Source organism: Barnesiella sp., assembly GCF_022723415.1.
GTDB lineage: Bacteria > Bacteroidota > Bacteroidia > Bacteroidales > Barnesiellaceae > Barnesiella > Barnesiella intestinihominis.
Map to the genome: position 1 here is coordinate 55,573 of NZ_JAIJHU010000002.1, position 12,252 is coordinate 67,824.

Consider the following 12,252-nt stretch of genomic DNA (forward strand, 5'->3'; position numbering starts at 1 on the left):
GCTTAAAAATATCCGGACGATTTGGGGAAATCCGTTTGACGGATCGAACGATGTGTCCGGAAGTCTGTCGGGAGTCCGGGATATAACGATGGATGGAGACATCGATGGAGCGAATGTAATCAGGGCTACGAGTATAAACCTTTCGACCGGGAGTAAGTCTGTCTCCATCTCCGCCGGAAGGATTGTGGCGACGAATAACATAAGGTCAAAGGAGAGTGTCACATCGGACGGTAACATCACGGCCGGAGGGGATATATCGTCGCAAGGCAATATCTCGGCACAAGGCTCGGTCACCGCTCTAACGACTTCGGACATGCGTTTGAAGCGAGATTTCGACTATACCCGAAGTTATACCGACCGCCTCTTGGCGATGGGCAGGGTATGCGATTTCCGATACACCGAAAAAGCACGGAAGCGTAACAAGGGCGGTGTGGACGGGGAAGCCCATACGGGGCTGTTGTACCAAAAGGTGAAAGAGGTATTGCCATCGATGGCCTACGAAACGGGGGACGGTTACGGGGCTCTGAACTACCTGTCGCCCGACTATATCAACACCATAGCCGGGGCAACGCAGGAGACCGCCCGTCTGGTTAAAGCCCTTATGGAAGATATAGAACGATTGAAAAAAGAATTGTCCGAATTAAAAGGGAAAGGAGGAAAGTGAGCCTATGGCCATCGATAAAAACAAGATCGTAGCCCCGGTAGCGATAACCGACCCGTATAATCTGCTGGGAATATACCCGGCAAACGGGGTATGGGACGTGGCCGACATTGTTGCCCTCGAACGTCCCCTGTTGCAGGGTGGCCGTCCGGGACGTATCAACAAATGGAGTCGTCATAAACCCGTGCGCTATCCGCAGGCTGCACCGCTATCCGACAACTATCCTCAGCAATCCGGCGGGGTCACGACATACATCAATCAATGGGAAGGAAGCGAAACGGATAAGAATCAAGGCATACGCTATGGCTTGAAAGCTACGATACCGCACGGCACGAATATCGTCGCTATCCATGATACCTCTTTCGATTATGTCGCCTATCCTCACTCGGGGACGGATTTTTGCCGCCTGAGCGATTTCGACGGCTACGACCACAATGCGGAACCTAATCTTACCGGAAGTAAAATTGACGAAATCAGTGCGGACGTGCCGTATCTTTTTGTCGATATTAACTATTACGATACTTCGGTGAATCCTACCGGTGTACCCGTCGAATCGTGGCTGTCGCTGGCCTCCGACAAGAGTATCGGCGATTATTACCCGGCTATTTTGGTAACCGATGGAAATGGAAGCAGTTTTGCTCGATTGCTGACAAATACCTCGACAAATACCGTAACCACCTTGCGGGTGGGCAATGTGTGGTACTCCGCTTTCAAGGTAAAATTTTTCAGTGACGGTACTACTCCGCCGATACTTCCTGTCGGACAGAGCGACACATTTCCGGGGGAGGATTCGGTAGGGGCAAATTTGAAGGTGACATTGTTCCTTATCAATAAGAAGTCGTTCGAATACTGGACAGGGGTCGACAAACAGATCACCGTGGCGGATTATTTCCCCATACCCACATCGATAGCCATGACAGCCGAGATAAACAGCACATATACCCCGATTAAAATCGTGGATTTCACTTTTCTTTCGAGTTACTTTCAGGTGCGTATCAATTTTCCGAACGGGAATCCTCCGGTGGGTGAGAAATACACCTTCCGCATTTCGGGGTCCGGATTCCTCGCGATATATGATTACGAATACAAGGGAACCGGGATTCTCATTTTGAATATCCCTTTGGGGACGACACATCCGGACCTTCCACCGGGAACCCATACCTATTACCTGACCTGTTCCGTGTATGGGGTCTCCTCGTCGGGAGAGGCCGGCGTACAACTCGACTCCCTATCCAAAAACGTGACATTCGACATTCCCGACAGCGGGATTATCAGTTAACCATAAATACAAAACATTATGATTGAGTTAGTAAAAATCAGCGAGAACATCAGCCGTCAATTCGACGGACAGGAAACGGTAGATAACCTGCAAGCGGTCAATTACCGAATTGTGGAGAATGGAGTGGAAAAAGGCCATGTCACTGTCGGGCAAGGCAGCTTTAACATGAATGTCTATTCCATGACCTCCACGGTCGAGGAGACAAAGGGCCTTGTGGAAAAAATGTTCAACGCATTATCCGATGGCAGCGATGAGTGAAAAAAAGTACGAAGAGAAATACTCATGGGAAGGTATTAAGGCCGGTTTGGAGTTTTCAGATATGAATGGTTCCCCCATCGATGTGGAGGGACTGAAATTCCGCTTCATCTATCGGGATCAATACGGCCGGACGTGCGAAGTCTCGCAGGAGGGTGACAAGCGGGTGAATTGTGTCCTTCGAGACGGCGAGCTGATAGCCGTATTCGAGCCGAACACTTTCCGCAAGGGAATCCTTACCGTAGAAAGGCATTATTGCCGTACCGACTCCGATTTCGCAAGCGGATACTGGGAGTATGGTGGTGAGTTCGAGACGAACATTAAAATCGTATGAGGTATGGAGAAGTGCGATTACGTGATGGTGAAAGAGCGGATAATTGTACCGGATGCCGTTGCGGTAAAAGAGCAGATCATCGTGCCGGAGGCTGTCGCGGTGAAAGAGACGGTCAGCGTGCCGGTGGAGGTGCGCATAGAGCGGATGCCGGCGTATCACCCCGACCCTTTGTGGCCGGATTTGGAATCTTGCCCGGCAGGACATATCTGGGCCGTCTGTTACAGCTTTGACGAAGGAGATTACGATATCTGTTTTTCCCAAACCTACGTGGAGGGAAAAGTGGACTGGGGCGACGGCGAGAGCGAAGATATTTTAAACCGGTATGCAAGAGCCTCGCACCACAAGTTCGCTCGGGGAACAGGTCGTCCGGACAGCCGGGGCCGGGAGTTCTGGTTAGTGGACATCGCGGCGGAAGATAAAAGTTCCGGTATATATGGCGGACTCACATTTTCCCGATACGGGAACAACAGCTACAATACATTGGACATCGACGGGCGAAACGGGATCGTCGCACTTTGCATAGGGGAAGGTTTGAAATTCCAAGTGACCGTATCGGAGGAGTATATCCATCCGCTGCTCGAATATGTGCGGGTGAAGGGCGACGAAGTGTGGAAGCCGGTAAGTTTCGGCTTGATTTACTCGGTCAAAAAGGTGAGGTACAACGAGAAGGCGAGAGTGGAATATCTGATCGGAAGCCCTGTCCCGGCTTCGTATTTCGATTTCCCGTTTCGGATTGAACATTGTCGGTATTTTGCCAATGTCTCGTATCTGGGTAATTCGAGAATCGACCGGGAAGTGTTGGATTTCAGCACTTGCGAGTTGAGTCGTACGAATTACAATTCGAATCCGAACCGTACCGGTATCAGCAGCATAGCGAACAACACGAAGTTCTTGGAAGTGTTGCGCATGCCGAAAATGTACGACAGATGTACTCAAATGACCGATTTTATTTCGAATTCGAATATCCGGCGTATAGAGTTTTACGCAGGCGACAGTCTGGCAAATTGTAAAAACATAATCCGATTCGCCAATAGCTGTACCCTGTTGGAAGAAGTGGAGAACTTCCCGGGAGACTTGGGCAAGAATGTGGAGAATGTGGACTGCTGGGATATATTCTCATATTGTTATTCGTTACGCCAGACAGAGGTGAATTTCCCGTATGCGAAGATGCGTAGGGTCAGCTTTCCCGGCACGGATACCCGCCGCAGTGTGCCGATAAGCCGGCTGGTGTTTCACCCGGACAGCCCGTTCGACCAAAAAGGCGATGCGAATCATATCAATATCAAATATTGCCGATTCGAGCGAAAAGGACTGGTGGAACTGTTCGAGCTACTGCCTGACTTCTCGGGAGGGACGACTCGCCAAATCGACATCACAGGGAATCCCGGCGCGGAGGAACTGACGGAGGAAGAACGGCAGATCGCCACGGATAAAAACTGGATAATCGTAGGGTAAAGTAAATAGAGAGATACATGCAAACGAAAAAAGCGAAAGAGGGATATCTGCTGGTGTCCCGAAAAGAAGGCTCCCTTTCCGTTACCGACCGGGTTTCCGCTCCGGACGGCGCCGACCTGAGCGATTGGGAGGAGCTCCCCGAGGCGGAGGCGAGAAAGTTGGAACGAATGTTTAATGAACAACAGAATAAAGGTATGTAAAGGATCTGCTAAAAAAACACGAGGACGGGGGATAAAAAGAAAGCCCCCGGCCTGTCAATAGTCATCTCACCTACATATTAACGCATATACGCCACAAGAGCGTGACCGGGGGCAAATACCCTTTGGCCACTCTTGTGGTTTTTTATGCTTCGCATGTAAGTGAGATATTGCAAATGTACTATTTTTTTTGAGATATGAAGGTAATAGAGATATTGAAATTAAATCGGGAACTTCTAAATATTTGTCGCACCGCGGGTATCCGCCTCGACGATGTACGCTACATCGAGTTATATAATGAATATAGCCGGCTGCTGGCCGAGGGCGAGAAAATCACCTATATTGTGGCCGCGCTCTCCGATAAGTACGGGGTGTGCGAACGAACGGTATATGACCTTATCCGGCGATTGAAGGCGGAATGTAACCTCCTTGCAGTGTGATGCGCCGCTCTTCTCATGGCATGACGGGGGCGGAGCGATACCTTTGCCGGCAAAAAATGACACGTCATGAACAAATATTATCGGTTACTGGACAGAATCCTCATCGACGGCAAGACGCAAACCGGCAGGAAAGGCACGAGTCGCTATCTGCTTAACGAGTCGCTCTCGCTGACTCCGTCCGACCTGCTCGACATCTTCGAGGGGCATAATATCGCCCGGCGCAAGCTCAGGGACGAACTGCGGCTCTTTATGAACGGTGAGCGTAGTGTGGAGAAATACCGGGAGGCGGGTATCAGTTGGTGGGATTACTGCGGCCATACGCTGGTGAACAGTTACCCCTCCTACTTCGAGAAGCTGCCGCCGCTCATCGCCAAAATCAACCGGGAAAAGCGCAGCAGTAAAAACTATGTGCTGTTCCTCGGATCCACCGACGCGGAGACCAATCAAGCCCCGTGCCTCAGCCTCGTACAATTTCAAATCGACGGCGGCGAGCTGGTGCTGTCAGCCTACCAGCGCAGTTCCGACGCCAACCTCGGACTTCCGGCCGACATATATCACTTGTACCTGATGTCCCGGCAAATCGATTTGCCCCTGCAATCTGTCACCCTCAACCTCGGCAACGTGCACATCTACGACAATAACATCGCCCGTACACGGGATTTGCTCGCCGGGAACGAAAATGTCAAATTCGAGTTAAACGTATGAAAAAGAAAATGTATTTATCGGCCCCGCTCCCATTCGTAGGGCAGAAGCGCATGTTCGTGCGCGAGTTTATAAAAGTTCTGAAACAGTTTCCCGACGACGCCACCTTCATCGACCTATTCGGAGGCTCCGGCCTGCTCTCCCATATCGCCAAGCGGTGCAAGCCGAATGCCACTGTGGTGTACAACGATTTCGACAATTACCGCCGTCGACTCGAAAACATACCGCGCACCAATCGATTGATCGCCGATATTCGAGAAATCGTGGGCAATACCGTTCCTCGGCACAAGGCGATCACCGGAGACATTCGGGAGCGCATATTCGACCGCATTCAGCGGGAGGAGCGCGAAACCGGATACGTGGATTTCATCACGCTCTCTGCCTCGATTATGTTTTCGATGAAGTATAAGCTGAGCGTCTCGGAGATGCGGAAAGACACCCTCTATAACAATATCCGCAAAAACGATTATCCGGAATGTCTCGACTATTTGGAAGGGCTGGAAATCACCTCTCGGGATTATCGGGAGGTGTTCAATGAGTACAAGGATACGCCCGGTGCGGTGTTTCTGGTCGACCCGCCCTATCTCTCCACCGAGGTGGGGACCTATACGATGTACTGGCGGCTCTCCGACTATCTCGATGTGCTGACGGTTCTCGCCGACCATTCGTTCGTCTACTTCACCTCCAACAAGTCGTCTATCTTGGAGCTCTGCGATTGGATGGGCAGGAATCGGACTTTGGGCAACCCCTTCGAAGACTGTATAAAAACCGAATTTAATGCCCATGTGAACTACAACGCCACGTATACGGATATAATGCTATATAAGCGTGCCGCGCCCACGATTCCGGCTGTATAATATAACGTCGTTTTAATGGTATTGAAACAGCGTTAAAAACCAAATATGATATATTCTTTATTATTTAAAGTTAGTGATTTTTGGTGAGATAGCCAAAAGACTGAGCAATAAAAAGCACCGAAGAAATATGTTTTTTCGGTGCTTTTTTTGTGCCTGTCTGCCGAAGGTGTAGTACATTGTAAAATATTGTTAATTGTGGCGCTATTTTTTATTTCGTTTTTTTGTATATACAATAAAAAGAAATATCTTTGTAGTGTAATCAAAAAACGAAACGATAACATAAAAAGATAAAGCCATGTTACAGAAAGGTACAGAACAATACAGAAAAGCACAAGAGTTAGCCAACATGTTGCATAAGATTGCCAATTATGAAAGATGGAATAATAACAATTCGTATGAGATGCACTTCAATCCGTTCTATCGGTTCTTGTCCCGGATAATCAACCTGAATGTTTTTGCCTCCAATGTGGCAAAGACGATTGATGAAAAATGCACCTATCCGAGTTTCAAGATTGCCAACATGTCGAGTAAGCAAGCATGGATACTTGCCTGTGCGGCGATCGAGAATAACATAAATCTTGAAGATTGTTATACCCCTGTATGGGCCAGATGATTATAAATAAAAATTACTTATATATGGAAACAAAAAGAACAATGGTATTATCATTTCATGTTTGCCGAGGTGGCAGATTCTATAACCCCGGTCATGTTGAATTTGTTGGAGAAGAAACATTCTCAGATGTGTGTAGCATGTTGTCAGATCGCTTGTTCACGAAAGACAGGGACGAGCATGGGAGGTTCTGCAAACCCTATATTGCAGACGAAGTGGGCACTGTCGTTAGTGAGGACGACGAGAACGGAAGAACAGGAGAGATAGACTTCGATGGTGATTATGACAGATATTATACTATCGAGATAGAGGATATAGACGACCTCAGCGACTCGGAATTGGAAGCCATAAGGGCGTATAAAGGGTATATGAGCGAAGATCTTGAACGGCTTATTAAAGTCGATGACGACGAGGAAAACGAGGAGGACGAAGAATGAAAAGGGAATTTCCATTATTCATTGTAGACCATAACCGGGCGCACAAGTTCGGAGAAGTCGACTTCATATACTGTTCCGACATAGACAATGGCTTTATAGCCAAAGTCGAGTATATCGACGGTAATGTCGAGGAAGTCGGAGAGGATTACCGCATAGAGCCCGGATTGTCAGGATCTAATATTTCCGCAAAGATAAGCATTAAGCGTATTACAGGTAAAAATCCTGATAAAACTAAGATACGAGGCCTTTTAAAACAGGCTATGAAGTATTATACATCGCTATCGACATTCTCGGCAGACATCGGGAATATTACGGTGCGACAAATGGTGTTGTTCATTGATACGCTGATTTTAGACGGTCGTAAGAATGCGATTGCGGCCGGTAGTGATTACAATTATAGGAATACGGTATTAACATCTATCGCATTTTTAGAGGCGATAAAAAAAGAATTAATTGGGGTATGACATTAGACGATATAGCAAAAACATTAGTGGAAATCAGAACGAGCAAAGGCTTTTCTCAATATAAAATTTGGCAAAATGGAATCAACATGGGCAGCGTCAGGGCGATAGAGAGTGGAAAAAATGTAAATATCGAGAATCTGCTGAGGTATTGTGAGATAGTCGGTGCCGAAGTTATTGTAAAAGAAAAAGAGGAGCATTAGCCCCTCTTTTTTTTTGTTATCAAATCCCTCAATTCATAGTGTTATAATGGCGTTCGAATGCCGTTTGTTGGGTGTTGTGCGCTTGTCTATTTTTGGACGCTTCGTTTTTCTCGAATCGGCGATTTCTATACGCTTCGTTTGGGATTTTTCGGAAATTTGGATTTGCGGATTATATATTCGACGAAAAGACTACTTTGGCAGAGAGCACGGAAAGAGAAATTACATCGATTCAAGATAAGGCTCCTTTGTTATATAATGATTATTGCAAAATGCTAGACCGGAGAGATTTGGATATTGTACTTATCGCTGTATCGAAAGAGGAACAAGACAAGTTCTTTTTGAAGGCTTGTGAGTATGATAAAAATATTTATATCGAGATATCCCAGTGTTTATCGCCGGAAGAGATACAGCCTCTTGTCGATGCAACACATAGAATGTCTGGTGTAGTACAGGTCGGGCGTAGCTCGTTGGGGGTAAACAATATGATTGCTCGTATAAAAGATTTTTTGTCTTTTTTGAGCGGGTTGAAAGATAAAACTTCATATCCGATAGAGACTGCTGTTTGTCTGGAATAATAAGAATAATAAAAAAGACAAAGAAGGTGTGCCGCTTAGCGGTGCACCTTCTTTATTATTTGAGGGTCGATTGGTTAAAGTGTCAGTATAGGATAAAAAAGATGTAGTATTTGCCTGAATCAAAAACTTCCTTTGTAAAAATTTTAGTAGAAAGGAATATACCATGAGAAAATTGCTATCATCTGTATTCTTATTTTTCGTATTGATTGCAAGTGCTAATGATAAGTTTTTAGTCAATGATTTTGAATCGGGGCTCGGTGGAGCCGGTGATGCATGGGGCGGGGTTTGCGAATGGATTGATAATCCTTTGAAAGATGTAAATAATTCTTCGTCGAAGGTTTTGAAGGTAAGTAGCAGTGAATTTGCAGCGACTTCGATTCCGTTTACCTTGCCTAATGGTAAGGTTTTGACGGACTATATGGGTGTGCGGTTACAATTGGCTGTTATCGATGCGTGTGGCGAGAATATACATTGGGTAGGGTGTGATTTGGGTGTACAAGATAATGTGGGAAATAAATGCTGGCCGGGTTCGGCTTCTTGGCAAACCGGTGAGTTAAATACATGGATAACGCTTGAATTCTGGTTGGACGAAACGATTCTTTCGGCTTGGCTTGCCGGTGAACATACAGATGAGTTGAGCTTATTGATGAAAGTAGGGCGTCAGAAATTTATCTATATTATAGACAATATCGAGCTGATTGAAAAGGCAGAGTATGTAGGGGACGGAACTCAAAATTATTTTGGAGTGAATTTATCGGGGGCAGAGTTCGGCGGTATTTATCCCGGGGTAGATGGTACTCATTATGGGTATCCAACGTATAAGGACCTCGATTATTTTAAGGGGAAGGGATTGAACCTTATCCGTTTTCCATTTCGTTGGGAACGTATCCAACGTGTAATGAACGGACCTTTGGATGCAACGGAGTTGTCTAAAATGAAAACTTTTGTTCAGGCTGCCGAGGATAGAGGTATGCCTGTAATTCTCGATCTACATAACTTTGCTCGTTATTCGTTCGATGGTGGGAAAACCTATACGTTAATAGGGGAGTCGTCCAACCTTACTGCCGAACATTTGGCCGATGTGTGGAGAAAATTGGCGCAGGAGTTCAAGGATTATAATAATATTTGGGGATACGATATTATGAACGAGCCTTATTCTATGCATCCTTCGGCTCCCTGGGTGAATATAGCTCAGGTAGTTATCGATGCTATTCGAGAAGTAGATACGGAAACTCCTATTATCGTATGCGGCGATTCATTCAGTTCTGCACGTTTTTGGGTCGAGTATAGCGATAATCTTAGGACATTGGTAGATCCGTCGGATAATCTCATATTTCAGGCACATCTTTATTTTGATAAGGATTATTCCGGTCAATATTTAAATTCTTATGATGCCGATGGTGTTACAGCTAATACGGGTGTTGAGCGTGCAAAGTATTTCGTGGAGTGGTTGAAGCGATATAATAAGCGAGGGTTGTTGGGTGAATATGGAGTTCCCGACGATGATCCTCGTTGGTTGGAGACACTGGAAAATCTGTTGATCTATTTGCGGGATAACGGTGTGCCGGGAACCTATTGGTCGGCAGGTCCTCGTTGGGGTGATTATAAATTAGCTGTACAGCCTTCTAATAATTATACCGTGGATCGTCCGCAGATGTCTGTTTTGGAAAAATATACGGTTACTGCCGGAAATGAATCTGGAATCGAAGAACGTGCGGATATATCGGGAAGCGGATTGAAAGTCTCCTGTATGGGTAGGGAGATTACATTGAAGAGTGAAAAGCCTTGTGAAGTAAGTGTGTGGAATCTATCGGGAGTATTGGTACATAAAGTATTGGTATTGCCAAATTCGCCTGTTTATTTAACTCTTTTACCGGGATTTTATATGGTGGAACATATAAAAATTGTCGTTAATTAACAGCTTGTTATCTTGTAATAAATATAATTGTTAAAAATGATAATATAGTATTAGTCTTAGATAAAAGAGTACTACACTTTTCTCTTTTATAATTCTGTTACGTCGAATGTTTATTTTAATTTTACCTATGAAATAGAACTGTAATTCTATGGATATAAAAATGTTTAACTTAAATAGTAGATAACATGAAAAAAACATTATCTCTTTTGTGTGCTGCTTGTATAGCAGTAGGTATGCAGGCTCAAACCTATATGGTAAATGATTTTGAGTCTGGGTTGAATGGTGCGAATGCTGCATGGGGCGGTACAGCCGAGTTAATAGACAATCCTTGTTCGTCGAGCGATAACTCGTCGACAAAAGTGTTGAAAGTAGTCAGTACCGAATTTGCCAATGTGGCTATTCCATTGAACTTGCCGGAAGGAAAGACATTGGCCGATTATACAGGTGTTCGTTTACAACTTGCTGTGTTGGAAGGGTCGGAAAATATCACATGGGTTGGTAATGAATTAGGATTGGTTGATAATGATACCCAAGAGAAAACTTTTCAAGTAGCTCAGAATTCATGGGGAGACGCTACGTATAATACTTGGATGTCGCTCGATTTCAATTTTGATGAAACAATTTTGGCTACTTATTTGGACGGTAATCATGCTAGTACAAGTTTGTTGATTAAGGTGGGGCGTCAAGCGTTCAATTATGCCATTGATAATATTCGTTTAATCGAGAAAGAACAAGTTGCCGATCCCAATACTATCTTTACTTTCGAGACTATGGATTTAGGTACGACTCCTCGTTGTGGAATGCCGTGGTCGGGGTCTTGCGAAGTGGCCGAGAATCCTTACACGACCGGTATCAATACGTCATCGAAGGCTTTAAAGGTGAATGGAGGCGAATGTTCTCCCGTTACGTTTACAGAGGCTCTTCCTGCTGGTAAAACGTGGAATGATTATTCTGGAATCAAGTTGCAAGTCTGCTTTTTGGAAAGTGGCTTCGAGTGGTGTCCTATTGAGATGGGTGTTCGTACCGATGGTGGCTCACACATCAAGTTTGGTTATACGGTTGATGCAAGTACCGGACAAGAAGGCACTGGTATCGGCGATTATACTCCGGGCGAGTGGTTGGACGTAGAATTGAAAATTGATCCGGCTATGATTACCGATGAGGCTAAATCTGTCAGAACCATGTATCTTCGTTTGATGAAGTCCGACTTATCGTATTTGTATGACAATTTGGTCTTGATCCCCAGCTCTTCGACTGGTGCTGTTTCGGAGGTGGTAACCGATGATGTGAAAGTTTACGGAGCCAATGGTTGTATCAATGTAGATTTGCAAAAAGATATGCAGGTGACTGTGTATAGTGTAGATGGAAGAATCGTTTCCTCGCAAATGTTGTCGAGCGGTCGTCATACGGTAGAAGTACCCAAAGGTATTTATATTGTTAATCGTACAAAAGTTGCTGTATTCTAATAGGTGGAATAGATAGTGTGTTTATGAAGTGGGGGCGGCTGTATGCTGCTCCCTCTTTTTTTGTGTCGCAGGCGAGAGGATTAAAGTCTCCTCTGCTGTGTCGCGGAGCAATATAGTGAAGTTCATATAGGTTGGAGGAGAGGGAGTAAGAAAAGGTAAAGTAAGGTACACCCGCTAAGGAAAAACGCTTTTAATAGGGTCGAGAGGGCACTTGCCGGCGGAAGAAATAGGGCGAGGTTTTGTTTGAACATGGTGAGTCCCACAGCTCTTTTCTCCTGTCTTGCTCCGTAGCATTATTACGGGGTGTTTGGGGAAGTCCTCTCGGAGTAAAAGGATTAATCCTTACAGTCAAAAAATTTATGGAATCTTTCCAATCCTCTATCTTCGATGAAGAATCGAAGC

Annotated in this window: 14 protein-coding genes and 1 pseudogene; all 15 read left to right on the top strand. The window is 45.5% G+C overall.

The genetic code is table 11. From position 1 onward, the window contains the following. The first annotated feature begins 668 nt into the window (after positions 1–668). The 15 genes and pseudogenes from QVD32_RS00810 to QVD32_RS00880 all read left to right on the top strand — a co-directional run bounded on the left by QVD32_RS00810 (position 669) and on the right by QVD32_RS00880 (position 11,850). Entirely contained in the window at positions 669–1,940 is a 1,272-nt protein-coding gene (locus QVD32_RS00810) for a hypothetical protein (RefSeq protein ID WP_287709974.1), read from the top strand. Positions 1,941–1,958: 18 nt separating this feature from the next. After that, complete coding sequence (locus tag QVD32_RS00815) at positions 1,959–2,198, top strand: hypothetical protein (RefSeq protein ID WP_287709975.1); 240 nt, start codon at positions 1,959–1,961, stop codon at positions 2,196–2,198. Beyond that, positions 2,191–2,529, top strand: a complete 339-nt coding sequence (locus QVD32_RS00820) for a hypothetical protein (RefSeq protein ID WP_287709976.1) — start codon at positions 2,191–2,193, stop codon at positions 2,527–2,529. The genes QVD32_RS00815 and QVD32_RS00820 overlap by 8 nt, the downstream gene beginning before the upstream one ends. Before the next feature lie 3 nt (positions 2,530–2,532). Continuing rightward, positions 2,533–3,984, top strand: coding sequence for a hypothetical protein (locus QVD32_RS00825; RefSeq protein ID WP_287709977.1), 1,452 nt, complete (start codon positions 2,533–2,535; stop codon positions 3,982–3,984). A gap of 17 nt (positions 3,985–4,001) precedes the next feature. Then, positions 4,002–4,184 carry a hypothetical protein gene (locus tag QVD32_RS00830; protein WP_287709978.1) on the top strand — a complete coding sequence of 61 codons (183 nt, stop codon included), beginning with the start codon at positions 4,002–4,004 and terminating at the stop codon, positions 4,182–4,184. Positions 4,185–4,378: 194 nt separating this feature from the next. After that, entirely contained in the window at positions 4,379–4,621 is a 243-nt protein-coding gene (locus QVD32_RS00835) for a hypothetical protein (RefSeq protein WP_287709979.1), read from the top strand. Positions 4,622–4,687: 66 nt separating this feature from the next. Next, positions 4,688–5,326, top strand: coding sequence for a thymidylate synthase (locus QVD32_RS00840; RefSeq protein WP_287709980.1), 639 nt, complete (start codon positions 4,688–4,690; stop codon positions 5,324–5,326). Continuing rightward, on the top strand, positions 5,323–6,180 hold the full coding sequence (locus QVD32_RS00845) for a DNA adenine methylase (protein WP_287709981.1): 858 nt from the start codon (positions 5,323–5,325) through the stop codon (positions 6,178–6,180). Before QVD32_RS00840 ends, QVD32_RS00845 begins: the two co-directional genes overlap by 4 nt. A 295-nt stretch (positions 6,181–6,475) precedes the next feature. Continuing rightward, complete coding sequence (locus QVD32_RS00850; RefSeq protein ID WP_287709982.1) at positions 6,476–6,793, top strand: hypothetical protein; 318 nt, start codon at positions 6,476–6,478, stop codon at positions 6,791–6,793. Positions 6,794–6,816: 23 nt separating this feature from the next. Next, on the top strand, positions 6,817–7,227 hold the full coding sequence (locus tag QVD32_RS00855; RefSeq protein ID WP_287709984.1) for a hypothetical protein: 411 nt from the start codon (positions 6,817–6,819) through the stop codon (positions 7,225–7,227). Further along, entirely contained in the window at positions 7,224–7,691 is a 468-nt protein-coding gene (locus QVD32_RS00860; RefSeq protein WP_287709985.1) for a hypothetical protein, read from the top strand. Before QVD32_RS00855 ends, QVD32_RS00860 begins: the two co-directional genes overlap by 4 nt. Next, positions 7,688–7,891 carry a hypothetical protein gene (locus tag QVD32_RS00865; protein ID WP_287709987.1) on the top strand — a complete coding sequence of 68 codons (204 nt, stop codon included), beginning with the start codon at positions 7,688–7,690 and terminating at the stop codon, positions 7,889–7,891. The genes QVD32_RS00860 and QVD32_RS00865 overlap by 4 nt, the downstream gene beginning before the upstream one ends. Positions 7,892–8,160: 269 nt before the next feature. After that, positions 8,161–8,466 (top strand): Gfo/Idh/MocA family oxidoreductase, encoded by a 306-nt coding sequence (locus tag QVD32_RS00870; protein ID WP_287709989.1) that lies wholly within the window; start codon positions 8,161–8,163, stop codon positions 8,464–8,466. A gap of 736 nt (positions 8,467–9,202) precedes the next feature. After that, a pseudogene (locus tag QVD32_RS13285) lies at positions 9,203–10,150 on the top strand (glycoside hydrolase family 5 protein); the annotation flags it as partial. Between the two features lie 419 nt (positions 10,151–10,569). Then, entirely contained in the window at positions 10,570–11,850 is a 1,281-nt protein-coding gene (locus QVD32_RS00880) for a DUF6383 domain-containing protein (RefSeq protein WP_021892478.1), read from the top strand. Positions 11,851–12,252 lie beyond the last annotated feature (402 nt).